Origin of the sequence: Micrococcus luteus (genome assembly GCF_014138885.1) — a bacterium.
In the GTDB taxonomy this organism is placed as follows: Bacteria; Actinomycetota; Actinomycetes; order Actinomycetales; family Micrococcaceae; genus Micrococcus; species Micrococcus luteus.
The window spans coordinates 485,565-510,626 of sequence record NZ_JACJIK010000001.1 but is presented as its reverse complement, the minus strand read 5'-3'; the positions used below and the strand labels follow the sequence as shown (position 1 = coordinate 510,626).

The 25,062-nt window shown below is 71.6% G+C and carries 21 protein-coding genes, 2 tRNA genes and 1 pseudogene; 13 read left to right on the top strand and 11 right to left on the bottom strand.

Translation table 11 applies throughout. The features are described from left to right. Nucleotides 1–74 precede the first annotated feature (74 nt). From HDA34_RS02240 to HDA34_RS02220, 5 genes are all read left to right on the top strand, one after another. Nucleotides 75–698, top strand: a complete 624-nt coding sequence (locus HDA34_RS02240) for a DUF433 domain-containing protein (RefSeq protein WP_134376851.1) — start codon at nt 75–77, stop codon at nt 696–698. Then, nucleotides 695–1,147: a PIN-like domain-containing protein gene (locus HDA34_RS02235; protein ID WP_134376849.1), complete on the top strand. Its 453-nt coding sequence runs from the start codon at nt 695–697 to the stop codon at nt 1,145–1,147. Before HDA34_RS02240 ends, HDA34_RS02235 begins: the two co-directional genes overlap by 4 nt. Before the next feature lie 244 nt (nt 1,148–1,391). Further along, the gene (locus HDA34_RS11910; RefSeq protein WP_134376847.1) at nt 1,392–1,589 is read left to right on the top strand and encodes a hypothetical protein; all 198 of its coding nucleotides are present in this window, start codon (nt 1,392–1,394) and stop codon (nt 1,587–1,589) included. Nucleotides 1,590–1,619: 30 nt separating this feature from the next. Continuing rightward, nucleotides 1,620–1,898: a DUF3263 domain-containing protein gene (locus HDA34_RS02225; protein WP_134376843.1), complete on the top strand. Its 279-nt coding sequence runs from the start codon at nt 1,620–1,622 to the stop codon at nt 1,896–1,898. Nucleotides 1,899–2,169: 271 nt separating this feature from the next. Continuing rightward, nucleotides 2,170–2,478 (top strand): hypothetical protein, encoded by a 309-nt coding sequence (locus tag HDA34_RS02220; protein ID WP_119217353.1) that lies wholly within the window; start codon nt 2,170–2,172, stop codon nt 2,476–2,478. Nucleotides 2,479–2,529: 51 nt separating this feature from the next. On the opposite strand, the gene HDA34_RS02215 is transcribed toward HDA34_RS02220, so the two are convergent. Next, nucleotides 2,530–3,792 carry an IS110 family RNA-guided transposase gene (locus tag HDA34_RS02215; RefSeq protein ID WP_220482113.1) on the bottom strand — a complete coding sequence of 421 codons (1,263 nt, stop codon included), beginning with the start codon at nt 3,790–3,792 and terminating at the stop codon, nt 2,530–2,532. Between the two features lie 335 nt (nt 3,793–4,127). Between HDA34_RS02215 and HDA34_RS02210 the strand changes: the two genes are divergently transcribed. Further along, a complete protein-coding gene (locus HDA34_RS02210) occupies nt 4,128–5,375 on the top strand; it encodes an IS256 family transposase (protein ID WP_036337348.1) in 1,248 nt (415 codons plus the stop codon). Between the two features lie 269 nt (nt 5,376–5,644). Continuing rightward, the gene (locus HDA34_RS02205) at nt 5,645–6,907 is read left to right on the top strand and encodes an IS110 family RNA-guided transposase (RefSeq protein ID WP_220482113.1); all 1,263 of its coding nucleotides are present in this window, start codon (nt 5,645–5,647) and stop codon (nt 6,905–6,907) included. 144 nt (nt 6,908–7,051) lie between these two features. Here the strand turns inward: HDA34_RS02205 and HDA34_RS02200 are convergent, their stop codons facing one another. From HDA34_RS02200 to orn, 3 genes are all read right to left on the bottom strand, one after another. After that, a complete protein-coding gene (locus tag HDA34_RS02200) occupies nt 7,052–8,242 on the bottom strand; it encodes a tyrosine-type recombinase/integrase (RefSeq protein WP_134377136.1) in 1,191 nt (396 codons plus the stop codon). 119 nt (nt 8,243–8,361) lie between these two features. Then, nucleotides 8,362–8,437: transfer RNA gene (locus tag HDA34_RS02195), tRNA-His, on the bottom strand. A gap of 103 nt (nt 8,438–8,540) precedes the next feature. After that, entirely contained in the window at nt 8,541–9,167 is a 627-nt protein-coding gene (gene orn, locus HDA34_RS02190; RefSeq protein WP_036340216.1) for an oligoribonuclease, read from the bottom strand. 90 nt (nt 9,168–9,257) lie between these two features. On the opposite strand from orn, the gene mptB (HDA34_RS02185) reads away from it, so the two are divergent. The 3 genes from mptB (HDA34_RS02185) to HDA34_RS02175 are packed head-to-tail and all read left to right on the top strand — an operon-like array spanning nt 9,258 to nt 14,019. Then, nucleotides 9,258–10,913, top strand: coding sequence for a polyprenol phosphomannose-dependent alpha 1,6 mannosyltransferase MptB (gene mptB / locus HDA34_RS02185; protein ID WP_134377137.1), 1,656 nt, complete (start codon nt 9,258–9,260; stop codon nt 10,911–10,913). Nucleotides 10,914–10,963: 50 nt separating this feature from the next. Next, a complete protein-coding gene (mptB, locus tag HDA34_RS02180) occupies nt 10,964–12,637 on the top strand; it encodes a polyprenol phosphomannose-dependent alpha 1,6 mannosyltransferase MptB (RefSeq protein WP_083325332.1) in 1,674 nt (557 codons plus the stop codon). Beyond that, the gene (locus tag HDA34_RS02175) at nt 12,634–14,019 is read left to right on the top strand and encodes a glycosyltransferase family 87 protein (protein WP_095353774.1); all 1,386 of its coding nucleotides are present in this window, start codon (nt 12,634–12,636) and stop codon (nt 14,017–14,019) included. Before mptB (HDA34_RS02180) ends, HDA34_RS02175 begins: the two co-directional genes overlap by 4 nt. A 36-nt stretch (nt 14,020–14,055) precedes the next feature. Here the strand turns inward: HDA34_RS02175 and HDA34_RS02170 are convergent, their stop codons facing one another. After that, a complete protein-coding gene (locus HDA34_RS02170; protein WP_060974243.1) occupies nt 14,056–15,501 on the bottom strand; it encodes a DUF2079 domain-containing protein in 1,446 nt (481 codons plus the stop codon). Nucleotides 15,502–15,616: 115 nt separating this feature from the next. Then, nucleotides 15,617–15,690, bottom strand: a tRNA-Arg gene (locus HDA34_RS02165). A 198-nt stretch (nt 15,691–15,888) separates the two neighbouring features. Here HDA34_RS02165 and HDA34_RS02160 point away from each other — a divergent pair. Then, nucleotides 15,889–16,437 carry a single-stranded DNA-binding protein gene (locus HDA34_RS02160; protein ID WP_036316845.1) on the top strand — a complete coding sequence of 183 codons (549 nt, stop codon included), beginning with the start codon at nt 15,889–15,891 and terminating at the stop codon, nt 16,435–16,437. Between the two features lie 91 nt (nt 16,438–16,528). Beyond that, entirely contained in the window at nt 16,529–18,211 is a 1,683-nt protein-coding gene (ettA, locus tag HDA34_RS02155; protein ID WP_060974242.1) for an energy-dependent translational throttle protein EttA, read from the top strand. Nucleotides 18,212–18,399: 188 nt separating this feature from the next. Here ettA and HDA34_RS02150 read toward each other — a convergent pair whose 3' ends face one another. Next, entirely contained in the window at nt 18,400–19,419 is a 1,020-nt protein-coding gene (locus HDA34_RS02150; RefSeq protein WP_036316850.1) for an acyl-CoA thioesterase, read from the bottom strand. Between the two features lie 77 nt (nt 19,420–19,496). On the opposite strand from HDA34_RS02150, the gene HDA34_RS02145 reads away from it, so the two are divergent. Continuing rightward, nucleotides 19,497–20,207 carry a DUF8185 domain-containing protein gene (locus HDA34_RS02145; protein ID WP_044659098.1) on the top strand — a complete coding sequence of 237 codons (711 nt, stop codon included), beginning with the start codon at nt 19,497–19,499 and terminating at the stop codon, nt 20,205–20,207. 37 nt (nt 20,208–20,244) lie between these two features. Here HDA34_RS02145 and HDA34_RS11855 read toward each other — a convergent pair whose 3' ends face one another. The 4 genes and pseudogenes from HDA34_RS11855 to HDA34_RS02130 all read right to left on the bottom strand — a co-directional run bounded on the left by HDA34_RS11855 (nt 20,245) and on the right by HDA34_RS02130 (nt 25,001). After that, nucleotides 20,245–20,718 (bottom strand): globin, encoded by a 474-nt coding sequence (locus HDA34_RS11855; RefSeq protein ID WP_158184944.1) that lies wholly within the window; start codon nt 20,716–20,718, stop codon nt 20,245–20,247. A 168-nt stretch (nt 20,719–20,886) separates the two neighbouring features. Beyond that, nucleotides 20,887–21,318: pseudogene (locus tag HDA34_RS11850) on the bottom strand (OsmC family protein); the annotation flags it as partial. Between the two features lie 135 nt (nt 21,319–21,453). Further along, entirely contained in the window at nt 21,454–24,075 is a 2,622-nt protein-coding gene (pepN, locus tag HDA34_RS02135) for an aminopeptidase N (RefSeq protein ID WP_220482185.1), read from the bottom strand. A gap of 155 nt (nt 24,076–24,230) precedes the next feature. Next, nucleotides 24,231–25,001 (bottom strand): IclR family transcriptional regulator, encoded by a 771-nt coding sequence (locus tag HDA34_RS02130; protein ID WP_060974241.1) that lies wholly within the window; start codon nt 24,999–25,001, stop codon nt 24,231–24,233. Nucleotides 25,002–25,062: the final 61 nt, after the last annotated feature.

Genomic DNA, 25,062 nt, shown 5'->3' with positions numbered 1-25,062 from the left:
ACCGCGCGCCGCGGCTACAGGGTCAGGATCACGTGGGACACTCAACGTGTCTCACGGGAAGGAGGTGAACTCACGTGAGCTTTCCACTCGCCCTCACGTCCGCGCTGACGGGCGCCAGCCCTGCCCAGCTTCATGGCTGGAAACGAAGCGGCGTCCTCGTCCCGGAAGGCAATGCCGACCGGCCGCTGCTCTACTCGTTCCGGGACCTCGTGGCCCTTCGCGCGATTGTCTACCTGCGCGCCCAGACGTCCAACCAGCGGATCGTGCGGGCCATGCACACCCTTCGTCACGAGTACGACCTGACCGATCATCCCTCGCAGTACACCTTCGCCACCGACGGGCGGAGCGTTGAAGTGCTCATCGGCGACGAAGCCCTCGAACTCGTCGAGGGCAAGGGCCAGCGGGCCCTCATCCCCCTGACCCAGGTCTTCCGCCCCTTCACGAACCTCCAGGGCAAGGAGGTTATCGACTTCGAGCACCCGCGTCCTCACCTTGCAGTCGTTCCCGGCCGCATGGGCGGCTGGCCGACGATCGAAGACACGCGCGTCCCCTACGATGTCGTGGCCGACCTCGTCCGCGATGGGGACCTCACCACTGATCTCCTGCCCGCCTTCTACCCGACGGTATCCGCGGAGGCCGCTGCTGACGCCCTGTCGTTCGACCTCCAGGTGCGGCAGAGCGGGGGGCAGGCCGCATGAAGTTCCTCGTCGACGAGAATGAGCACGCTGGCATCTGCGCCCCGCTCACTATGCTCCACCCAGCTCACACCTTCGAGCACGTCTCGGCGGTTGGCTTGGCTGGCCTGCTCGACGTCGAGCTCTTTGCCGCCATGCATGCTCGCGGATACAACGCGCTCCTGACCCAGGACCGGGCACAGATCATGGACAACCTCGAGGAACTCGACGCACTGCTTGAGCACGGGATCCACTGGATTGGGCGGAAGCAGTCGCATCAGCCCGGCATCCGCAGCCTCGCTATCGCCACGTCCACCTACGTGTCAGCCATGCCCGATGTCCTGGAGCTAGTCCAATCGACCGAGAGTCCGCTCCAGGTGCGGCTTTCGAACGTGCAGATCGGCATCGGTCCCCGCGTGAAGAGCAGCCCGCTGATCTCGTTCCGTGACCGGCTGGTCAAGAAGGCCGCTTGATCTAACGTGTCCGCCGTCACGGCCAGGATGCCAGCATGTTCCACCCCTGGAGGGCGCTGCGCGCGCTGAGCCACGTCGTCGTCGTGTGGTTCCGCCCGCATGCGGCCGCCCCGGCCGCCACGAATGGCGCGGACCTGGTCTGGCTCGACCCCCGCATGACACAGGCCGAGCGGCGGTGCGCGCTCACCCACGAGCTCGTGCACCTCGAGCACGGCCACCGCGGCTGCCAGCCGCCGAGCACGCCATGCGCGCGGCCGCGGCCCGGCAGCTCATCACACTCGAACAGCTCGCCGACGCCCTGCCCTGGGCCATGAGCCTGGACGAGCTCGCCGACGAGCTGTGGGTGACCCCGCTCGTGCTCACCGACCGGCTCGCCGGGCTGACCCGGGCCGAGCGGGAGCACCTCGCCGCCCGGATCCCCGAGCACCGCGAGACCGTCTAGCCTGTCCGACCCCGGACGTACCTTCTCGACATGACCACCACCCAGGCGCCCGCGAGCGCCGGCTGCCTGTCCGTGCGTGACCACATGGTGCTGCAGCTATGGGGGCGGCGGTGGCGGCACGGGGCCGCGCGTGACCGGGCTGCTGAGCATCTGGTCGGCTTGCGGGGGACGGCGCTGACGATGCGCGTGGCGGTGCTGTCCGAGGACCCGGTGGCGATCGCCGCCTACCCGGTGATCACGCGGCGGGCCAGGGAGGCTCGGCTGACCCGCGAGCGCGCGGTGCGGGCGGCGGTGGCCTCTGAAGGTTGATCTACGCTGTGAGCACTCTCACCTAACGAAGGGGCCGTCCATGTCCTCCATCCGCTGCCGCGCAGCCGCCCTGTGCGCCGCACTCGGCCTCGCGCTCACGGGATGCGGAGCTGATGTTCCCGCCACCCCCGGCCCCACGACCAGTGCAGCGGCCACCTCGGCCAGCCCTGCCCCATCCACCTCGCGCGCTGCGGCAGCTGCCCAGCCCGCGCGTTCGCAGGGCCCCGTGTCGGTCTCTGCACTCCTGCAGTGGGTACCCGACGACCCAAGCGTGACGCGGTCGATCAGGGTCCGCGCGAGCGTCGCAGTCAACGGCGAACTCGCCACCATGACCATGCCGCCGAATGATCGGATCCCGTCCAAGCACGCCGGGCCTGGTCAGTGGCTGATCCTGGACGTGCCGCAGGCGAAGTTGGGCGACCGGGTGCAGGTGGCGGCGTATGCCGACGATGCTCTAGGCGAGGGCCGGGTGGCCTGCAGCCTGACCGTGCTGAACGCGCGCACACCCCTGGACCGCGAGACAAGCGAGACCGGTGACCTGCCCTCGGTGGAGTGCGACGCCATCGTGACGGGCCCGTGACCACGCCGGCCGCTTAAGTTGAGTCCCGGATAGTGGATGCTCCTATTGCTGTCAAGCGGCCAGTGGCGGGCTGATCTGCTCCAGGATGGCGGTCGCTCGGGCCTCGAGTTCAGGGTCGGCGCGAGTGCCGATCTCGAGTCGTCGGAGCCGCTGGTAGGGGACGCCGAGAGTGGCGGCGAGAACGCTGATCGGGATGCCTTTCGCTTGTCGGCGTGCTCGGAGTTCGCGCCCGACGGGATTGTCGGTGGCGGGATTGAGCAGAGCGGCATAGATCTCGTTCGCGACGTGTCGTTTGAGGCAGCGCATGATGTCACGGTCGGTGAGTTGCTCCGAACGACGCCTCTCGAAGTAGGCCATCGTCCGAGGCTCGCGATGCCGCATGCGCAACAGCACAATCCGGTGCAGCGCGGCGTTCGCGTGCCGGTTCCCGCCGCGAGAGAGTCGATGCCGTGTGCGTTGTCCGGAGGAGGCGGGGATCGGGGCGACACCGGCGAGAGCGGCGAAGCTGGCGCGGGTTCCGAGCCGCTCGGGGTTGTCGCCGGCGGCGACCAGGAGCGTCGCTGCAGTGACAGGACCGACTCCGCTCAGGGACAGCAGCGTGGGGTTGACCTGCCGGACGAGCATCTCCAACTGTTGTTCTATCAGGTCGATCTCGGCTTGCATCGTGAGGTGTCGGACCGCGAACCGTCGCAGTGTCTGCCGGGCGACGACCGCGGGATCGGGGGACGTGATTGTTCCGGGCCGAGTCTTGGCGAGCGTGTTCACCAGACGCTGCCCGCTGAGAGCGCGGAACGCCTGTCGCACGAGCTCGGGTGCGGTGATCAGCAGCGCGTGGATCTGGTTCATCACTTGCGCTCTGGCCTTGGCCGCCGAGCGCCGCTCTGCGAGGAGGATCCGCATCGACTCGACCGCGCCATCACCAGACTTTGGGATCGCGGTGTCCGTTCCTGCGAGGACAGCGACCGCTGCCTGGTGGGCGTCGAGGGGGTCGGACTTGCCGCGACGACGGCGGGCTTGCCGGTCCTGTCGCGCGACTTCGATGACGGTCAGCCCCGCCGTGGTCAGCGCGCGTGCGAGGCCAGCCCCGTACGACCCCGTTCCCTCCACCCCGATACGGACGACATCACCGTGCGCGTGGAGGAACGCGACGATCTGCGCGTAACCGCGACCGTCGGCACGGAACTCTCGGTCCGCGACAGGTCGGCCCACGAGATCGAGGATCGCGACGTGATGCGTTTTCTTGTGCGTGTCGACCCCGGCGACCAACTCGGAGCCTGGTGGCAACGGGTTGGTCAGCGGCGGGTCGAGTGTCATGCTCGTCATTGACGGGATTCCCTTCCAATGGTGATGAACGTCACCGCGGGTCGGGTGAGTGCAGACAGCACAAAGGTGAGACGACTTTCCGGTCAGGCTCCTATCAAGTCATGTGCCCGCCCGGCCCGCAGCGACCCCGGCGTCGACGGACAGATCCACAAAAAGACAGCCGCGAACGGCGTCCGTGTAATTTCGGGTCACGCCGGCGCCGGAGCCGAATCCATCATCTCTGTGTAACCCTCCCCGGTGGCCACGACCATCTTCGAGACGGACGCGGTCACCGTGGGAGCCTTCGAGCGAACCTTCCACAGCACTCTCGAAAGGACATCACCACGATGACCGCTCCTCATATTGTCGACCCTGAACGGCTGCTGCGCGAAGCTCTCGGGGAGGCCTCTCCCGATCTGTTGCGCCACCTGCTGCAGACCGTGATCAACGCACTGCTCTCCGCCGACGCTGACGCGGTCTGCGGGGCCGAGTACGGCAAGCCCTCCGAACATCGGACAGCGCAGCGCAACGGCTACCGCCACCGACCCCTGGACACCCGCGCCGGCACGATCGATGTGGCCATCCCCAAACTCCGGGCCGGCACGTACTTCCCCGAATGGCTGCTCGAGCGCCGCAAACGGGCCGAGTCCGCACTGATCACCGTGGTCGCGGACTGCTACCTGGCCGGGGTCTCGACCCGGCGCATGGACAAGCTCGTACGGCAGCTGGGCATCGACTCGCTCTCGAAGTCCCAGGTCAGCCGGATGGCACAGGAGTTGGACGAGCACATCGAGGCTTTCCGCCACCGGCCTCTGGGCGAGGCCGGCCCGTTCGTGTTCCTCGCCGCCGACGCCCTGACCATGAAGGTGCGTGAGGGCGGGCGTGTGGTCAACGCGGTGGCCATGGTCGCCACCGGGGTCAACGCGGACGGGCGCCGCGAGGTCCTCGGGCTGAGGGTGGCCACCACGGAGTCCGGGGCGGGGTGGAACGAGTTCTTCGCGGATCTGGTGGCCCGGGGGCTGGCCGGGGTGGCACTGGTGACCTCGGACTCCCATCGCGGCCTCGTGGAAGCAGTGGCGGCGAACCTGCCCGGGGCCGTGTGGCAACGCTGCCGCACCCATTACGCGGCGAATCTGATGGCCGTGACCCCGAAGAGCATGTGGCCGGCGGTGAAGGCCATGCTGCACAGCGTGTATGACCAGCCCGACGGGCCGGCCGTGCACGCCCAGTTCGAGCGCCTGTTGGACTACGTGCAGGACAGGTTGCCCGCGGTGGCCGCCCACTTAGACGCCGCTCGACAGGACATCCTCGCGTTCACCTCGTTCCCGAGGGACGTGTGGTGCCAGATCTGGTCGAACAACCCCGCCGAGCGGCTGAACCGGGAGATCCGGCGCCGCACGGACTCGGTGGGGATCTTCCCGAACCGGGATGCCGTGGTGCGCCTGGTCGGGGCCGTGCTGGCCGAGCAGACAGATGAATGGGCCGAAGGCCGCCGGTATCTCGGCCTGGAACTGCTCGCCCGGTGCCGTGAGCCCCTGACCACGGAGCAAGAGACCGTGATGAGCACGGAGGTGATGCCGACCCTGCAGACCTGACAGGTACAAGCCCCCTACAACCTCGAAGACGGTTACACAGAGATGATGGATTCGGCTCCGGCGCCGGCGTGACCCGAAATTACACGGACGCCGTTCGCGGCTGTCTTTTTGTGGATCTGTCCGTCGACGCCGGGGTCGCTGCGGGCCGGGCGGGCACATGACTTGATAGGAGCCTGACCGGAAAGTCGTCTCACCTTTGTGCTGTCTGCACTCACCCGACCCGCGGTGACGTTCATCACCATTGGAAGGGAATCCCGTCAATGACGAGCATGACACTCGACCCGCCGCTGACCAACCCGTTGCCACCAGGCTCCGAGTTGGTCGCCGGGGTCGACACGCACAAGAAAACGCATCACGTCGCGATCCTCGATCTCGTGGGCCGACCTGTCGCGGACCGAGAGTTCCGTGCCGACGGTCGCGGTTACGCGCAGATCGTCGCGTTCCTCCACGCGCACGGTGATGTCGTCCGTATCGGGGTGGAGGGAACGGGGTCGTACGGGGCTGGCCTCGCACGCGCGCTGACCACGGCGGGGCTGACCGTCATCGAAGTCGCGCGACAGGACCGGCAAGCCCGCCGTCGTCGCGGCAAGTCCGACCCCCTCGACGCCCACCAGGCAGCGGTCGCTGTCCTCGCAGGAACGGACACCGCGATCCCAAAGTCTGGTGATGGCGCGGTCGAGTCGATGCGGATCCTCCTCGCAGAGCGGCGCTCGGCGGCCAAGGCCAGAGCGCAAGTGATGAACCAGATCCACGCGCTGCTGATCACCGCACCCGAGCTCGTGCGACAGGCGTTCCGCGCTCTCAGCGGGCAGCGTCTGGTGAACACGCTCGCCAAGACTCGGCCCGGAACAATCACGTCCCCCGATCCCGCGGTCGTCGCCCGGCAGACACTGCGACGGTTCGCGGTCCGACACCTCACGATGCAAGCCGAGATCGACCTGATAGAACAACAGTTGGAGATGCTCGTCCGGCAGGTCAACCCCACGCTGCTGTCCCTGAGCGGAGTCGGTCCTGTCACTGCAGCGACGCTCCTGGTCGCCGCCGGCGACAACCCCGAGCGGCTCGGAACCCGCGCCAGCTTCGCCGCTCTCGCCGGTGTCGCCCCGATCCCCGCCTCCTCCGGACAACGCACACGGCATCGACTCTCTCGCGGCGGGAACCGGCACGCGAACGCCGCGCTGCACCGGATTGTGCTGTTGCGCATGCGGCATCGCGAGCCTCGGACGATGGCCTACTTCGAGAGGCGTCGTTCGGAGCAACTCACCGACCGTGACATCATGCGCTGCCTCAAACGACACGTCGCGAACGAGATCTATGCCGCTCTGCTCAATCCCGCCACCGACAATCCCGTCGGGCGCGAACTCCGAGCACGCCGACAAGCGAAAGGCATCCCGATCAGCGTTCTCGCCGCCACTCTCGGCGTCCCCTACCAGCGGCTCCGACGACTCGAGATCGGCACTCGCGCCGACCCTGAACTCGAGGCCCGAGCGACCGCCATCCTGGAGCAGATCAGCCCGCCACTGGCCGCTTGACAGCAATAGGAGCATCCACTTCCAGGGACTTGACCGCCGCTTAACGCGTCCGCCCCCTCGGGGAGCGTGGACGTCGCGAAGGGAAGCGCAAGAGAGGCCCCGTCCAGCAGCCAGCTGGACGGGGCCTCTCGCTGCGCCCGGGGGTCAGGTGCCGGGGGAGGGCTCCCAGCCGATCGCGTCGACCGCGGCGCGCTGGGCGTCCAGGAGCAGGTGCGCGTACACGCGGGAGGTGGTCTGCAGTGACTCGTGGCCGAGGCGGTGCTGGACGACCTGCGCGGGGACCCCGTCCATGAGGGCCCACGAGGCGAACGTGTGCCGCAGGCTGTGCGGGGTCAGGTGCTTGGCGATCCCGGCGGCCGCGAGCGCCGGCTTCCAGTGGCGCTCGACGAAGTTCGTGCGGTGGATGACGCCACCGCCGGGAGCGGTCAGGAGGAACTCGTCGGCGGCACGGCCGGTGGCCAAGGGCTCGAGCGTTTCGACGGCCCAGTCGGGGAGCATGATCGTGCGGCGGCCGCGGGCGGTCTTGGGGACGCCGAGGACGGCGCCCTCCTTGCCCTTCTTCCAGGCCCGGCGCACGTGGATGACGCGGGCGGCGACGTCGAGGTCGCGGACCTGCAGGGCGGTGGCCTCGCCCCAGCGGGCACCGGTGACGAGCAGGACGATCAACAGCGGCTGATACGACTCAGACATGGCTGCGTAGAAGCGCGCCCACTCGGCTCGGCTGAAGATGCCGCGCTCCTCCTCGACGTCGTCGTCGGGCAGGTCGGCGCCGCGCGCGGGGTTGGCTGGCAGGATGCCCTCCTGGACGGCGAGGCCGAGGACCGCGGAGAGCAGGGCGTGCGCGTTGCGGACCGTCTTCGGAGACACCGTGGCCAGCGGCGGCTCGGGCCGCGGGGGAGTGGCGGCCGCGGCGCGGGCGGCGGCCGCGCGCCAGCGGGCCGTGGGCTGCTGCAGCTGCCACCGGATCCACTCGGCCACCGTGCGGCGGTCGATCATGTCCACGGGCAGCTCGCCGAGGCGGGGCAGGAACGTGCGCGCGGCCTCTGCCTCGTACCCGGCCAGGGTGCCCGGGGTGCAGCGGAGCCCGCGGTGCTCGATGTACCGCGGGAAGAACTCGGCGAGCGTGGGCATGCCCGGGGCGCTGTCCACCTGGGCCTCGAGGATCCGGCGGGCCACCGTGGGCCCCTGCCGTGGGTCCTCCACGATCGCCTTGATGCGCTGGGCGCCGGCCTCGTGGGCGAGGGCCGGCAGCCACTGGAACCGGCCGTCCTCGTAGAAGCCGACCCGGTACGTGGTCCGGCCGGCCTTGTTCGTGCGCGTCTGGATGGTAGCCAACGCATCTCTCCTGGTGCTCTCCGATGATGTGCGTACCCCGTGGGGACCGAGCACTACCCAACAGCACTACCAAGACGAGATAAGGCCCGGAATCATCCGCATGATTCCGGGCCTTACGGTGGGGTGAGCGACGGGGATTGAACCCGCGACCTTCTGGACCACAACCAGACGCTCTGCCGACTGAGCTACGCCCACCATGCCTGCCTCACACGGACGGATCCGCGCGGCGCAGCGGGGTCCACAGTACACGAGATCCCGCGCAGCGCCGAATCGGGGCGGCGAGGCCGGGGGTGACGGCTCAGGCCTGCGCCCCGGACACCACCTCCGCGATGGCGCGGGCCTCCTCCGTGGTGGGGCCGGGGGCGGGGGCCATGACGGCGGCCCGGTAGTAACGCAGCTCGGTGATGGAGTCCTTGATGTCCCCGAGAGCGCGGTGGCCCCCGGTCTTGGCGGGGGCCTGGTAGTAGGCGCGCGGGTACCAGCGCCGGGCCAGCTCCTTCACGGTGGACACGTCCACGATCCGGTAGTGCAGGTGGTCGACGACGGCGGGCATGTAGCGGGCGAGGAACAGCTTGTCCTGCCCCACCGTGTTGCCGGCCAGCAGGCCCTTGCCGGCAGGCACGCGGGCGGCGATGTACTCGAGCACGCGCGCGGCGGCGTCGTCGAGCTCGAGGCCCTCCGCCAGCTCCGGCAGCAGGCCGGAGGTGGTGTGCATGTCCCGGACGAACGGGTCCATCTGCTCGAGGGCCGCCGCGGAGGGACGGATCACCAGGTCGATGCCCTCGTCCAGGATGTTCAGCTCGGCGTCCGTGATGAGCACCGCCACCTCGACGAGCTCGTCGACCTGGGGGTGCAGGCCGGTCATCTCGCAGTCGATCCAGACCAGGGGGGCGCTCTCCGGCGTGGGGGTGCTCGTCTCGCTCATGCCCCCAGGCTACTCGCGTGTCACGATGGTAGATTCGAGCGAGCCGCGCCCTCGCGCGCCCTCGCAGGACCGCACGGAAGGACCCGTCGCATGAGCGTGTCGACCCCGCGTCCGTCCGGGTCCACGGCCCACCGGCCGGAGTACGTCGGCGTCGGCGGCCTCCGCGCGGACCCCCAGGTCGCCGGCGCGGACTGGTGGCCCATCCTGGTGGGCACCCTCGGCTCCCTCCTCCTGGTGGCGGGCTCGTACTCCGTCGGCTGGCTGGCCTCGGCCTCCCCGATCAACCGCTGGCAGTGGCTGATCCCGTGGCGCACCCAGGAGACCGGCGTGCTCGCCGGCACGGTGCTCCTCACCCTCGGCTGCTGGGTGATGTTCTGGGCCTGGCTGCGCCTGGGCCAGACGATCCGCCCCTTCGGCCGCGGCGCCCTGCGCACGGTCAACCTCGCCACCGTCCTGTGGTGCCTGCCCCAGGTCGTGGCCCTGCCGATCTTCAGCCGGGACATCTTCGCCTACGTGGGACAGGGCCGTCTCATGGAGGCGGGGCAGGACCCCTACGTGGACACGATCTCCTCGCTGTCCAACTGGTTCCAGCTCGGAGCGGACGCCACCTGGGCGGACTCCGAGACCCCGTACGGTCCGATCTTCCTCTGGATCGAGCAGGCCGTCGTCGCGATCTCGGGGGACATGAACCCGGACCTGGCGATCTTCCTGTTCCGCCTGGTGGCGGTGGCCGGCGTCGCGCTGATCATGGTCTTCGTGCCGCTGCTCGCCCGCCGGCTGGGCGTCAACGATGCGTGGGCGCAGTGGATCAGCGCCGCCAACCCGCTCTTCACCATCAGCTTCGTCGCGTCCGGGCACAACGACGCCCTCATGGTCGGCCTCGCCCTGGCCGGCACGTGGTGCGCGCTGCGCGCCGGGCATCCGCTCCGCCCCCAGCGACCCGGGCAGTCCGTCGCGTGGGGGGTGGCCGGCGTCGTGCTGGTCACCCTGTCCCTGGGCATCAAGCCCATCACCCTCGTGCTGCTCCCGTTCATCGGCCTGCTGTGGGCCGGCCCGACGGCCCGATGGCCGCGCCGGTTCGCCTTCTGGGCCCTCACCGCCGGGATCTCCTTCGGCCTCATGGCCCTGGTGGGGGTGCTCAACGGCTTCGGCTTCGGCTGGGTGGCCGTCATGGTCGGCACGGGCACGGGCACCGTGCCGTGGGGGCCGATCGGCATGCTGTCCCTCATCACGGTGGGGGCGAGCGAACTCCTCGGACAGGGGGCGGACGTGCAGGCCGTCGAAGGCGTGTACAAGACCGCCGGACGCGCGCTCTCGGTGCTCATCGTGCTGGCCCTGATGTTCCTCGGCCGCCAGGACCGCGTGATGACGCGCATGACCTGGGCGTTCACCGCGCTGGTGATCCTCTCGCCCATCATCCAGCCCTGGTACCTGTTGTGGCTGCTCCCGTTCTTCGCCGTGATCGGCATCCGGGACAACTGGCAGATCAAGTGGGTCGTGTTCACGGTCGGCTACTTCCTGGCGTTCGGCGCGTCGGACCAGCTCTTCACCTGGCAGTTCCTGGACATCGCGGACCAGGTCAAGGCCGTGTCCCTGATCGTCTCCGCCGTGTGTCTGCTGTGGATCCTCGTCGTGGACCGCCGCACCAGCCGGTTCGTGAAGGACCACTGGCACGTGCGCCCCGCCGTGCGCGCCGGCCTGGCCCGGCTCCGTGGCGCCCCTCGACCCGTGGAGCCGGGGGAGTGAGGCCCGCCGCCCCCGCGACGACCGGCGCCCGAGGGCCCCGTCCGAGCCGCGTGGCGGCGCAGCCCGAGCCGGAGGCGGCCGTCCGCCGGGGCACGTGGGCGTCCGTGCTCATCACGGTGGGCTCCTGGGGCGTGGGGTGGCTGCCGATGACGCCCGACTCGGTGTTCTCCGGCACCACCCTGCTCAACCCGCTGCGGGTCTACCTTCCCGGCGTGCTGCTCAGCACCGTGCTGCTGGCCGCCGGCTCGCTGCTCCTCGTCCGATCCTGGCTCGAGCTGGGCCGCGCGCTGCGGGGCCGCTGGGAGGAGCACGGCCGGCTGGTGGCCCACGCCGCCTGGTGGTGGTCCGCCCCGCTGATGCTCGCGCTGCCGATCTTCTCCCGCGATGTGTTCTCCTACCTCCAGCAGGGCCGGCTCCTCGCGTCGGGTCTCGACCCGTACTCCCAGGGCGTGTCCGCCCTGCCCGGCTGGTTCATGCAGGGGGCGGACTCCATCTGGGCCGAGTCCCCGTCCCCCTACGGGCCGCTGTTCCTGCTGTTCGCCGAGACGACGTGGCGGGCCACGGGCGGCAGCATCGAACTGTCCGTCACGGCGTTCCGCCTCCTCGCCCTGGCGGGCCTGGCACTGTGCCTGTGGGCGGTGCCGCGGCTGGCCGCCGTCGCGGGCCGGTGCGGGCCGTGGGCCACGTGGGTGGCCGTGGCGAACCCGTTGTTCCTGCTCTACATGATCGCCGGCGCGCACAATGACGCGCTGATGTCGGGGCTGATGCTCGCGGGCATCCTGCTCATGGTCCGCCCGCCCCGCCGCCGCGTGCATGCGCTGTGGGGGATCGTGCTGATCGCCCTGTCCGTCGCGATCAAGCCCCTGACAGCTTTGGTGCTGCCCTTCGTGGCCCTGCTCCTGCCCACCGGCTGGGCCCGGTTCCGCGCGGCCGATCCGCGCCTGCGCCGGCGGGACCGGCTCGGCCCGTGGTTCACGACGGCGGTGATCTCCCTGGCCGTCCTCACGATCCTCGGCGCCGGCTCCGGCCTCTGGTTCGGCTGGGTGCCGGCCATGCTCACGAGCGGGGACGCGGCGTTCCCGTACGCTCCCGTGGGCCTGCTCGGCCTGCTGCTCGGCGCGGTCGTCGAAGCCGTGACGCCCCTGGGGGCGCGCGACGTGGCCGCGGCCTTCTACACCGTGATGACGGTGGCGGCCCTCGGCTTCACGGCGTGGCTGGCCCTGCGCCGCCGCCCCCTGGACCCGGTGTTCAGCGCGGCGGCCGTGCTCGTGGTGGCCGTCGCCACCGCCCCGATCATCCAGCCGTGGTACCTGCTCTGGGTCCTGCCGCTGCTGGCGTGCGCCCTCCGCCCGCTGCCGTGGGGCGCCGACCATCCCCGCTGGCTCGGGTGGGTCACCGCGCTCGCGGTGCTGCTGCTCACCGGCGTCGGCGTGGTGGACCAGCTCTCGGTGGCACAGTGGCTGCCGGTCCTGGCCGTCCGCGTGTTCACCCTCGTCCTGATGCTCGCGGGGATCGGATGGATCATCCACCGCGATCCCGTCACCGCGCCCCTGTTCCCCGGGCGGCGGCGTCCTCCCCTGGAGGTGGTCGAGCCGCGGGCCGAGGCGGCGTCGTCGACGCCTCCGGAGGCGGGCGTGCCGCCGGACGCACCGCCCGACGGGCCGCCGTCGACCGCCTCGCACTCCGCCTCCTCGTCCACCCGCATCCCCCAGGAGAGACCGTGACCTCCCACCCCCGCAGTCCCGCCCCGACCCGCCCGAGCGCCCGCTGGGTCGGCCTGCTCGTCGGCCTGACCGTGGTGGCTGCCGCCGTCGGCGTGCTGACCAAGCAGTGGTGCCGCGTGAACGGCTGGGCGGCCCCCGGCGTGCACGCGCACATGTGCTATTCGGACTTCGCCCAGCTGTTCCCCACGCGTGGCCTCTCCGACGGCCACTTCCCCTTCTACACGCCGCTGCCGCCCGAGCAGTGGATGGAGTACCCGGCGTTGCTGGCCGTGGTCGCGGGTGTGACCATGTGGTTCGTGCCCGTCTCCGGCGACCTGCACGAGCGCACCGTGACCTACTTCGACGTGAACGCGATCGGCGTGGTGCTGTGCTGGATCGTGCTGGTCGTCGCGACCGCGTACACCGCCCGCGGTCGCTCCCGGGACGCCCTCCTCGTGGCCCTGGCCCCGGGGATCATCCTCACCTCGATGCTCAACTGGGACCTGTGGGCCGTGATGCTGGCCGCCCTGGCCCTGTGGGCGTGGACGGCGGGCCGTCCGACCCTCGCCGGCATGCTCATCGGACTCGGCACCGCCACGAAGCTGTACCCACTGTTCTTCTTCGGCGCGATCTTCGTGCTGGCGCTGCGCACGGGCCGCTGGGCCGGGTTCGTGAAGGCGGCCGTGGCCGGGGCGGCGGCCTGGCTCGCCGTGAACCTCCCGTTCATGCTGACGGCGTTCGACCAGTGGTCCCGCTTCTACACGTTCTCGGGGGACCGCGCGGTCTCCTTCTCCTCGACCTGGCTGGCGCTGGCCTGGACAGGATGGTCCGGGGAGACGTTCACGACGCTCCAGAACGGCCTGTTCCTGGTGTGCTGCGCGGGGATCGCCTACCTCGCCCTCGCGGCGCGGCACCGTCCGCGCATGGCCCAGCTGTGCTTCCTGATCGTGGCGTCCTTCATCCTGTGGGGGAAGGTGTACTCGCCGCAGTTCGTGATGTGGCTGATCCCGCTCGTGGTCCTCGCGACGCCGCGGTGGCGCGCGTTCTGGATCTGGCAGGCCGTGGAGGTCTACCACTGGGGCGGGGTGTGGATGGAGTCGGCCCGCATCACCTCGGACGGGGCGTTCGCCGGCGGCGCCTGGTGGATCACCGCCTGGTACGCCTCGGGGATCGTGGCGCACATCGTCGCCCTCGTGTGGCTCATGACCACGGTGGTCAAGGACGTCCTGGACCCCGCCCGTGACCCGGTGCGCCGCACCGCCCTCGACCAGGGCGCCCCCGAGATCGCCCCGGGGGTGGCGGAGGACCCACACGCCGGCGTCTTCACCGGTGCACCTGACCGACTGCTCCTGCCCCCGGCCGGACGCGGCCTGCAGCCGCTCGGCGGGTCCGCGGACCGCTGACGGCGGGGCGGGTCCGCCGACGCCGTGGGGCGCGGCTCAGCGGTGTTCGAGGTACGTCGTGCAGGTGGGCGAGACCGCGCGGTCCGGGTGGTGCAGGACGACGACGTCGCCCGCGGACCAGACCCGCTCGAAGCCGAGCCGCTCGGCGCGGGCCAGTGCCTGCTCCGGGGTGAGGGGGTCCCAGCCGCCGAGCTCGGGCACCGAGGTGTCCACGATCATCCACGTGGCCAGTTCGTCTCCGATGTCCCCGTGCAGCCCGACGTGGGTGCGGGCCGTCAGGTGCGGCACGGCGTTGTCGGCGGCCTCGACGCACACCCCGTCCGGGATCAGCGCGACCGCGTGGTCGAGGTCGCGGGCGTGCTGCGTCATCGTCATGTCGCCGACGATCGTGCGGTGCAGCGGGTACACCTGCGGGAAGAACGCGGTGCCGATCAGACCGGCGGCCAGCGCCGTGGAGACGAGGACGGCGGGCAGCCGGCGCAGCGTGTCCCGGCGTCCGGCCAGCCGGTGGGCCGCCTCGAGCGCGGCCATGAGCAGCAGCGGGGCGAGGATCGCGTCGTACTGGTACACGGGGGCCCACACGTTGAGGCGGTCGTTGAACAGCCGCGAGAGCAGGATCGGCAGGGCCATCAGCGTGAGCGGGCTCAGGACCGGCAGGAACAGCAGCGGGACGAAGTGCAGGAGCCAGAGGGCCACCTTCAGCGGGTGGTCGAACAGCACCGCGACGGCGTTCCACGGTTGGGTCAGCAGGAACAGGACCGAACTGCGCATGTCCGGGCCCAGGGCGGTGAACTGCCAGTAGCCGAACGCCCCGGTGGGGGAGTAGTGGGGGATCACCACGGACGTGGCGAACCAGTAGCCGAGCACACCCAGCACGGCGGTGACCGCGGCCTGCGGCCAGAAGCGCCGGATCGCCATCACCAGGGCCACGGCCAGCAGGGTCACGCCCATGTCCTCTCGGACCGTGAGCAGCAGCGCCGCCAGGCCGGTGGCGAGCCACGCCCGCTGCCCGTCCAGGGCCCACACGAGCCAGGCGAGGATCGGCACGCCGAGGGTGACCTCGTGGAAGTCCCAGTTCACCATCGCCTGGAAGGGCCAGGAGAGCAGCAGGGCGGCGACGGCGGCCAGGGCCACCCCGTGTCCCGTGCGACGACGGGCGAACAGGTACACCGGCACGGCGGACGCGGCGAGGGCCAGCGCCATGACCACGCCGAGCATGCGGGGGTCCGGCCACACCCAGTAGAAGGGGGCCAGCAGCGCGAGGATCGGGTGGAAGTGATCGCCGAGGATGTGGAAGTCCACGCCCTTGACGGAGCTGAGGGGGGCGTTGAACAGCGCGTACTGCCGCACCACCTGGTCGAAGATGCCCAGGTCGTAGCCCTTGGCCTCGTAGGTGGCGTACCGCAGGAAGGAGTGCGTCACGTACAGGGCCGCGGCCGCGACGAGCAGGGCGGCCAGCTGGACGCCCTCGCGACGGGTCACACGGACCTCGGGGACGGCGGGTCGCGGGGCGCGGAGCCAGGAGCGCAGACGGTCCAGGACGGTCTCCTTCGGGCGGTCGTCGGGCGTGCTCGGACGGCTCCGCCCCTGGTCTGGGTGCCCCAGGAGGGATTCGAACCCCCGACCGGCGGATTAGAAGGCCGCTGCTCTGTCCAGCTGAGCTACTGGGGCTGGGCCGTGTCAGTCTAACGGCCGCCGGCCGCGGCGCCGTCGGCTCCTGCACAGTCGCCCGGGGACCTCCGCGCGTCCCCAGACCGGCCCCGATCCTGCCGGGGTGCCCCGCGGTGGGGTTGTCTGGCCATGGCGGATCAGCCGATGCGCCGACGACCCGCCCCGGCGCCCACCGGGGCCCAGCCCAGGAGGCACACCATGCAGGACCTCATCACCGTGCGCGGCTTCGTGGCCACGGACCCCGCCACCCGCCACACCGCATCGGGGGCCGCCGTGACCGGCTTCCGCCTGGCCACCACCGAGCGGCGCTTCGACCGCGAGACCGCCGAGTGGGTGGACGCCCACACCAACTGGTACAGCATCTCGGCGTTCGGCCAGCTCGGCTCGAACACCGCCCAGTCCGTGAAGAAGGGCAACCCCGTGATCGTCACCGGTCGACTCCGGGTCCGCGACTGGTCCTCGGGCGATCGCTCCGGCACGTCCGTGGACGTGGTGGCGGACGCCGTCGGGCTGGACCTGGGCTTCGGCTCGGCGGCGTTCCAGCGCAGCCAGCGCGCGGCCGTGCCGCGCCCCGAGTCGGCCCCGCGCGACGACGCGTCGGGCGGACGGGCCGGCGCGGTCGGCGACGGGTTCAGCGCGGGCCTGCCGGACGGGTTCCAGGGTGGCGACGCCCCGGCCTCGCCCGGCCCGGACGAGTCGGACGCGGGCGCCCCCGAGCGCGAGCCGGCGGCGGCCGGCGTCGCCTGACCACGGGGCGGCACGGAGGGGGAGCGGGCTCGGTGGTCGCGGGATCGGCACGATGAGTGGAATCCCGCGGCCACCGACTAGCCTGGGCCGCATGGCGGAATTCATCTACACGATGGTCAAGGCCCGCAAGAAGGTGGGCGACAAACTGATCCTGGACGACGTCACCATGTCGTTCTACCCCGGGGCGAAGATCGGCATGGTCGGCCCCAACGGCGCCGGCAAGTCGACGATCCTGAAGATCATGGCCGGGCTGGACGAGCCCTCGAACGGCGAGGCGCGGCTCTCTCCCGGCTACTCGGTGGGCATCCTGATGCAGGAGCCCAAGCTGGACGAGTCCAAGACCGTGCTCGAGAACGTCCAGGAGGGCGTCGGCGAGATCTACGGCAAGATCCAGCGCTACAACCAGATCTCCGAGGAGATGGCGAACCCGGACGCGGACTTCGACGCCCTCATGGAGGAGATGGGCGAACTGCAGTCCGCCATCGACGCCGCGGACGCGTGGGACATCGACTCCCAGCTCGAGCAGGCGATGGACGCCCTGCGCACGCCCCCGGGGGACGAGCCGGTCACAAACCTCTCCGGTGGCGAGAAGCGCCGCGTCGCGCTGTGCAAGCTGCTGTTGGAGAAGCCGGACCTCCTCCTGCTCGACGAGCCCACCAACCACCTGGACGCCGAGTCCGTGCTGTGGCTCGAGCAGCACCTGGCCTCCTACCCGGGCGCCGTCATCGCCGTCACCCACGACCGGTACTTCCTCGACCACGTCGCGGAGTGGATCGCGGAGGTCGACCGCGGCCGCCTCTACCCGTACGAGGGCAACTACTCCACCTACCTGGAGACCAAGCGCGCCCGCCTCGAGGTGCAGGGCAAGAAGGACGCCAAGCTCGCCAAGCGCCTGGCCGATGAGCTCGACTGGGTCCGCTCCAACACGAAGGGCCGCCAGGCGAAGTCCAAGGCCCGCCTGGCCCGCTACGAGGAGATGGCGGCCGAGGCCGAGAAGACCCGCAAGCTGGACTTCGAGGAGATCCAGATCCCGCCGGGCCCGCGCCTGGGCACCGTCGTGATCGAGGCCAAGGACCTGAAGAAGGGCTTCGGGGACCGCGTCCTCATCGACGGCCTGTCCTTCTCCCTGCCCCGCAACGGCATCGTCGGCGTGATCGGCCCGAACGGCGTCGGCAAGACCACCCTGTTCAAGACCATCGTCGGTCTCGAGCCCCTGGACGGCGGCGAGCTGAAGATCGGCGAGACCGTGAAGATCTCGTACGTGGACCAGTCCCGCTCCAACATCGACCCCGAGAAGTCGCTGTGGGAGGTCGTCTCGGACGGCCTGGACTACATCAAGGTCGGCAACGTCGAGATGCCCTCGCGCGCCTACGTGTCCGCGTTCGGCTTCAAGGGCCCGGACCAGCAGAAGAAGGCCGGCGTGCTCTCCGGCGGTGAGCGCAACCGCCTGAACCTGGCCCTGACCCTCAAGGAGGGCGGCAACCTGCTGCTCCTCGATGAGCCCACCAACGACCTCGACGTGGAGACCCTGACCTCCCTCGAGAACGCGCTGCTCGAGTTCCCGGGCTGCGCGGTGGTCGTCTCCCACGACCGCTGGTTCCTGGACCGCGTCGCCACCCACATGCTGGCCTACGAGGGCACCGCGGAGGACCCGGCCAACTGGTACTGGTACGAGGGCAACTTCGAGTCCTACGAGGCCAACAAGGTCGATCGGCTCGGCCCCGAGGCCGCCCGCCCGCACCGCATGACGCACCGCAAGCTCACGCGCGACTGAGCCGACGCGCCCCCGGGCGCCGCGCCGACGACGGCCCGCCGCGATCACGTGATCGCGACGGGCCGTCGTCGTGCCGGGGCCGGGTCCACGTCGACCGCCACGAACGGTGCGCCCGCGGCGCGGACGGCGAGCCGCCTCACCCGTGGCAGGGCCCGATGGGCAGCCTCACCCCCTGCGGAACCGCCGGGTCAGCGCCGCCAGCTGCGGCGCAGCACCGTCCGCAGGGCCATGCGCTGGGCCGCGCCACGCACGCGCGCCCGCCGGGCGGCGGCCCCCTCGGGCAGGCGGATCATGCCCTCCTGGGCGACCGTGGCCACGAGCGTCCCGTCCTCGGTGAACACGGCGCCCGTGCCGAGGCCGCGCGCGCCCTGGGCGCTGGGGGAGTCCTGGACGTAGAGCAGCCACTGGTCGACGCGGGCGGGCCGGTGGAACCACATCGCGTGGTCCAGGGACGCCACGGACATGCCGGGCTGGATCCAGGCGACGCCGTGCTGCCGCAGGATCGGCTCGAGAAGCGTGTAGTCCGAGGCGTAGGTGAGCGCCGCCCGGTGCAGCGCGGGGTCGTCGGCCAGCGGCGTGAACGTCTTCATCCACACCATGTTGCGGTTCTCGGTCTCCGGGGCCGGGTCCACGTAGAGGGCCGGGGTGACGTGACGGATGTCGAACGGCCGGGCCCACGCCCACTCCTGAGCCACGGGGTGGTTGATGCCGCCCAGCACGTCCGCTGTCGTGGGCAGGTCCTCGGGCCGGGGCACGCCCTCGGGCATGGCCACCTGGTGGTCCAGCGCGCTGCCGGCGGGTTCCTGGAAGGAGCAGGTCAGGGCGAGGATGGCCTTCTCGTTCTGAGAGGCCAGCACCCGGCGGACGGAGAAGGAGCGGCCGTCCCGCAGCGTCTCGACGGTGAACGTGATGGGCTGCAGCGCGTCCCCGGGGCGGATGAAGTAGCCGTGGAGCGAGTGGGCGGGGCGGGCGCCCGGCACCGTGCGGGAGGCGGCCGCCAGCGACTGGGCGAGCACCTGGCCGCCGAACACCCGGCCGCGCGTCTGCCGGGGAGTCGTGCCCGTGAAGCGGACCTGACCCGTCACCGGGTCCGGCGCGGCCGGCGTCAGCTCCAGGATCCCGCGCAGCACGTCGGTGGGGTCCTTCGGGGCCGAGGCCGGACGGCCCGGTGCGCGACTGGGGCGGGGACGGGGATGGCGCTGCGGCACGAACGGCTCCTTCGACGTGGATGGACCCCGCGACGGCGGGGCGGCCCGGGACGCGACGGACCTGGGACAATGCTTGCATGACCGAGCACTCCGCCGCCGCACCAGTCCTCCGCTTCGTCGACGACCGCGCTGTGCGGGACCTCGAGCAGCTGGCCACCCGCGCCCGTCGCGTCGCCGACACGGGGATGCGCCTGCACGTCGTGCCTGAGGCAGGGCGCTCCCGCACCCCGATGCTCGCCCAGTGGGTCTCCGTGCTGCAGCCGGCCGGGCTCGGAGACGGGGTGCCCGTCGTCCTGGGGCTGCGCACCGTGCCCCTGGCGACCGCCGACGGCGTGGCGGACCTGGACGCCGTCGTCGCCCTGGGCTCCGTCACCGAGCGCACCGCCCGGATGCGCGGCCAGGACCCCGTCGACCTGGCGTTCGCCGTGCCGCCGGGCCGCGAGCACGTCACCTGGACCGCGCTGACCCCGCCCCGCGGCGGCTGGACGCCCGTGGCCGAGGTCGCCGACGAGGAGCTGGCCGAAGTGGCCACGCGCGGCGCCGACGCCGTGCGGGACGCCCTGCCCGAGAACCCGGGGGAGGCGCTGGTCCGCAAGATCCGGGCGCAGATGTGGGGACCCCTGCTCGGGGGCGACGCTCTGCAGTTCCCGGCCGGCATGGCCTTCGGCGCGCACGCGCTGGGCTTCCTGCGGCCCGGCGGCCGCGCCCGGCTCAGCACGGCGGGGCCATGGACGCGCCTGGACGCCCCCGGCGGCTTCGTACTGGGCCGCCCCGCCATGGCGGTGTGAGCCCGCGCCCCATGTCGGGGCGCGGACCGCGGGCCGGTCAGGCCGAGTTCTGCAGGGAGTGGGCGGCCCGCTCCAGGTAGTCCCAGAGTTCGGCCTCGTGCAGCGGTGACAGCTCCAGCGTGTCCACGGCGGCGCGCATGTGCCGCAGCCACGCGTCGCGCGCGGCCGGGTCGATCCGATACGAGGCGTGGCGCATGCGCAGGCGGGGGTGGCCGCGCTCCTCGGAGTACGTCCGCGGTCCGCCCCAGTACTGCTCCAGGAACATCAGCAGCCGGCGCTGGGCGCCCTCGAAGTCGTCCTGCGGATACATCGGGGCGAGGATCTCGTCTTCGCGCACGCGGGCGTAGAACTCGGCGGTCAGCCGGTCGAAGGTCGGGCGGCCGCCGACGGCGTCGTAGAAGCTGGTGGCCTGACCGGGCGCGGCCGGGGTCCCCGGGGTCGCACCGGCGGGGCCCGCCGCGGCGTCGCGGGCGCGCACCTGCTCCACCGGGGCGGGCGTGCCCTCCTGCATCACCGGCTCGACCTCGGTGGGCCGCTCCGCCAGGCCCGTCACACGGGACGGGCCCTTGGCGACGCGCGGCCGCAGCACCGCCAGGGGGGCGCCCAGGCGCGCGGAGTGGTCCGGCAGCGTCGGCGTGCCGGTGGGCAGGGCCTCGGGGCGGACCGGCTCGACGGTGACCGGGGCCGAGAGCGAGTTCGCGATGAAGCACAGCCGGTGCGCCTCGGCGTGGAGGGCCTCGGCCCGCTCCCGGTCGGCCTCGTCCTGCAGCGTGACCTCGGGCCGCAGCGTGATCGCGATGAACCGCCCGGCGCCGTCGCCGTCCACCTCGAGCTCGCCCTCGACCCCGCACGTCATCCCCGTGACCACGACCCCGGAGGTCGCCGCGACATGGAGGTACGAGAGCACGTGGCACTCGGCGAGCGCGCCGAGCAGGAGGGTCTCCGGGTTCCACTTCGAGTCGTCGCCGCGGAAGGGGCGGGCGGCCGAGGCCTGGATCTCGCCGACGGCGGCGTCCTGGATCACCACGGAGCGGTCGTAGTCGCGGACGCCGGAGGTGCCCGAGCCGCGGTCGCCCGTCCACTCGGTGCGCAGGGAGAAGGTGTGCTTCATGGGTTCCAGCCTAGCCAGCCCGCGCCTCGACGGCGGCCGGGGCGGTGCTGGAGGGCATCTTCCGTGGAATGCCCACCAGCACCGCCCCGCAGGCGCCAGCAGAGGCGTCAGCCGCGGCTGCCGCCGCCGTCCGGCTCAGGCCCCGGCGTGGACCTGATGCACGTGCGCCGTCGCGTGCTCGCGCGCGGCCAGGGCGCGGACGGTCTCGTCCCGGCCCTCGGCGAGGACGCGGGACAGCCCCGCGCGGGTGCCGGCCAGCCGCTCGGACAGGGCGGTGGCGCGGTCGGCGATCTCCCGGGTGACCTGGGCGGTCGGGTAGCCCAGCGTCGCGGCGGTCTCGGCCATCTCGTGAGAACGGGAGTCCCACATCGCCTCGACGCCTTCGAAATAGGAGTCCGCGAAGGGCGCGATCAGCGCGGCGTCGTGGACCCGCGCGAACCCGATCAGGGCCTGGCGCTGCTCCGTGTTGGACAGCTCGCCGGCCATCACTCGGTCCCAGGCCGCGCGCTTGGCCTCGGCCGTCGGCACGGCGGCCCGGGCCTGGATCGCGGCGAGCGCGCCCGTGGCGGTCGCGTCGGCGCGCTCGGCCTCGGCGATCTCGGCCTCCCCGGCACGGCTGGCCGCCACCAGCGCAGTGAGCAGCTCCCAGCGCAGGTCCGTGGTGAGGTCCAGCCCGGGCACGGTGCGGGTGCCGTCCACGAGGGCCGCCAGGCGGTCCAGCTGCGCCGTGGTGCGCGCGTGCAGGGCGAACGCCTTGACGAACTGCAGCTGGTTGTCCGAGCCGTCCTCGGCCTCCGCGACGAGGCCCCACAGACGGTCGGCCGCCGCGACCCGCACGGCCTCGGCCTGGTCCTCGGGCAGGTACAGGCCGATCGCCGTCGCGAGCTGGCGCAGCAGCGTCTGCACCACGGACGAGTCCCGCTCGTGGCCGACGTTGGCGAGGACGAGGTCGACGAACCAGGCGGCGGAGGCCTCGCCGTCGCGCACGGTGTCCCAGGCCGCCCCCCACAGCAGCGTGCGCGCCAGCGAGCCGTCCACATCCTTCAGACGGGTGGACGCGGCCTCCCACGAGGCGTCGTCGAGGCGCAGCTTGGCGTAGGCCAGGTCGTCGTCGTTGGGCAGGATCACGGCGGGACGACGGCGACCGGCGGCCTCAGCGACCTCGGTCACCTCCCCGGCCACGTCGAGTTCGAAGCGCTCGGTGCGGGTCAGGCGGCCGGTGGCCTCGTCCACGTCGTAGAAGCCCACAGCCAGGCGGTGGGGGCGGAGCACGTCGTCGCCAGGCGCCGACGGTGAGCCGTCCGGGGCGCTCTGGCGCAGACGCAGCGCGGTGATGGTGCCGGCCTCATCCGTCTCCACCTCGGTGCGCAGCGTGTTCACGCCCGAGGTCTCGAGCCACACGCGGGTCCATTCGGACAGGTCGCGGCCGGACGCGGCCTCGAGCTCGGTCATGAGGTCCGGCAGCTCCGTGTTCTGCCACGCGTGCTTGGCGATGTACGCGCGGACGCCGACCATGAAGTTCTCCTGGCCCACCCAGGCCACGAGCTGGCGGAGCACCGAGGCGCCCTTGGCGTAGGTGATGCCGTCGAAGTTGACGAGCACGTCGTCGAGGTCGCGGATCCGGGCCTTGATGGGGTGCGTGGAGGAGAGCTGGTCCTGGCGGTAGGCCCAGTTCTTCTCCATGGAGGAGAAGGTGGTCCAGGCGCCGGTGTACTGCGTGTTCTCAGCGGCGGCGAGCGTGGACATGAACTCGGCGAACGACTCGTTGAGCCACAGGTCGTTCCACCAGCGCATGGTGACCAGGTCGCCGAACCACATGTGGGCGAGCTCGTGGAGGATCGTGATGGCGCGGCGCTCGATCAGCGCCTCCGGCACGGTCCCGCGGAAGACGTACGACTCGAGGAAGGTCACACAACCGGCGTTCTCCATCGCGCCGGCGTTGAACTCGGGCACGAACAGCTGGTCGTACTTCTCGAACGGGTAGGCGTGGCCGTACTGGGCCTCGAAGAACTCGAATCCCTGGCGGGTGAGCTCGAAGACGTTCTCCGCATCCAGGTGCTCCACCAGCGACGCGCGGCAGTAGACGCCGAGGGGGATCGTGCGGCCGTCGGCGCTGGTCAGCTCCGAGTGCACGGAGGCGTACGGGCCGGCGACGAGCGCGGTGATGTAGGAGGGGATGCGCGGGGTGGGCTTGAACTCCCAGACCGCGGCGTCCACCCCCTGCGGGTTCTCCTCGTTCGCCACGACGCCGAGGGTGCGGCGGGAGGCCTCCGGCTGGTTGGACACCACGGCCCAGTGCGCCGGCGCGGTCACCGTGAAGCGGAACGCGGCCTTGAGGTCGGGCTGCTCGAACACCGCGAACATGCGGCGGGAGTCCGGCACCTCGAACTGGGTGTAGAGGTAGACCTCCTGGTCCACGGGGTCCACGAACCGGTGCAGGCCCTCGCCGGTGTTGCTGTAGTCCCCGAGCCCGTCGACCACGAGGGTGTTCTGCGCCGCCAGCGGGCCGATCCGCAGTCGGGCGCCGTCGAAGTCCGCCACGTCCAGCGCCTCGCCGTTGAGGGTCACCGTGGGAGCCTGCTCCGCCACGAAGTCGATCCACGTGTGGGTGCCCACCGCGTCCTGCGTGGCCGCGAACGTCACGGTGGTGGCCGTGCGGAAGTGCTCCGCTCCGCGGGTGAGGTCCAGGCTCACCTCGTACGCGTCCACGGTGAGGGCGGCCGCGCGCGCGGCGGCCTCTTCGCGGGTGATGTTCATGGCGGCGGCGGTGGTCACGGTCGGACTCCTCCTGGGGTCGGGTGGATGCGGCACGGCCGGGCGCCTGTGATGGGGGCCATGGCACGGTGCTCCCCAGTGTGCCACCTGGCCCGGGCGTCGTGGACGGCCGCGGAAGGGCGGGCCGGCCGGCGTGCTCAGCCCCCGATCTCGGCCAGTCGGGTCGCCGCCGCACGCAGCACCTCAGCCACCTCGGGCACGCGTGCCGGTGGCATCCGCTGCTCGGCCGCCGAGGCCGTGAGGGACACCTGGGGGATGCTTCCCGTCCGCGCCGGGACGCCACAGGCGACTCCGGCCACCCCGGGCACGACCGGCACACCGCCGCACCATCCCTGCTCGTCCATCTGACGCAGCAGGGTGTCCAGCAGGTCGTGCAGGGCCCCGTCATCCGTCAGGTTCCAGCGGCGGGGAGGCCGGGCGACGACCGCGTCCACCTCCGCTCGCCGGCGCTCGGGCGGCAGGGCGGCCAGGAGCGCGATGCCGGCGTACCCGGCGGCAAGCCGCTTGACCTCGCCGACCTCCACGGTGAAGACGCGCACGGGGGAGTCGCCGTCGCATCGCAGGAGGTAGGCCACTCCGCCCGCAGCCCGTGCCGCCAGGTAGACCGTGTCCCCCAGCTCGTCCGCGGCGGCCTGGACCACGGCCCGGCTGGCCTCGCGTTCGATCAGGCACCGCGGCGTCACCGGTTCGAACCCGACCGGGCCCCACCGATCACCGAGTGCATAGGCGGCCCCGCGCCGGGTCACAGCACCCTGCTCCGCCAGGTCGGCCAGCAGCCGATGGGCGGTGGGCTGGGGCAGACCCGTCCGCTGGACGAGCTGGCTCAGCCGCAGGCCGGCGGGTCCGGCCTCGTGCAGCAGACGCATCACGAGGGCGGCACGGGGCAGGACGCCGGTGGGCGGGGTCATAGGGGTCACCGGTCCATCGTGCCGCAGCTCCGGCGTCGGAGCCAGTTCCATCTGATGGACT

Excerpts from the sequence above, each read along its gene's own strand:
- orn (WP_036340216.1), bottom strand. The coding sequence starts at position 9,167 with ATGAGCGAGACGAGCACCCCCACGCCGGAGAGCGCCCCCCTGGTCTGG.
- pepN (WP_220482185.1), bottom strand. The coding sequence starts at position 24,075 with ATGAACATCACCCGCGAAGAGGCCGCCGCGCGCGCGGCCGCCCTCACC.
- ettA (WP_060974242.1), top strand. The coding sequence starts at position 16,529 with ATGGCGGAATTCATCTACACGATGGTCAAGGCCCGCAAGAAGGTGGGC.
- mptB (WP_134377137.1), top strand. The coding sequence starts at position 9,258 with ATGAGCGTGTCGACCCCGCGTCCGTCCGGGTCCACGGCCCACCGGCCG.
- HDA34_RS02210 (WP_036337348.1), top strand. The coding sequence starts at position 4,128 with ATGACCGCTCCTCATATTGTCGACCCTGAACGGCTGCTGCGCGAAGCT.
- HDA34_RS11855 (WP_158184944.1), bottom strand. The coding sequence starts at position 20,718 with ATGCAGGAGGGCACGCCCGCCCCGGTGGAGCAGGTGCGCGCCCGCGAC.
- HDA34_RS11910 (WP_134376847.1), top strand. The coding sequence starts at position 1,392 with ATGCGCGCGGCCGCGGCCCGGCAGCTCATCACACTCGAACAGCTCGCC.
- HDA34_RS02205 (WP_220482113.1), top strand. The coding sequence starts at position 5,645 with ATGACACTCGACCCGCCGCTGACCAACCCGTTGCCACCAGGCTCCGAG.
- HDA34_RS02130 (WP_060974241.1), bottom strand. The coding sequence starts at position 25,001 with ATGACCCCGCCCACCGGCGTCCTGCCCCGTGCCGCCCTCGTGATGCGT.
- HDA34_RS02160 (WP_036316845.1), top strand. The coding sequence starts at position 15,889 with ATGCAGGACCTCATCACCGTGCGCGGCTTCGTGGCCACGGACCCCGCC.
- HDA34_RS02225 (WP_134376843.1), top strand. The coding sequence starts at position 1,620 with ATGACCACCACCCAGGCGCCCGCGAGCGCCGGCTGCCTGTCCGTGCGT.
- HDA34_RS02145 (WP_044659098.1), top strand. The coding sequence starts at position 19,497 with ATGACCGAGCACTCCGCCGCCGCACCAGTCCTCCGCTTCGTCGACGAC.
- HDA34_RS02215 (WP_220482113.1), bottom strand. The coding sequence starts at position 3,792 with ATGACACTCGACCCGCCGCTGACCAACCCGTTGCCACCAGGCTCCGAG.
- HDA34_RS02235 (WP_134376849.1), top strand. The coding sequence starts at position 695 with ATGAAGTTCCTCGTCGACGAGAATGAGCACGCTGGCATCTGCGCCCCG.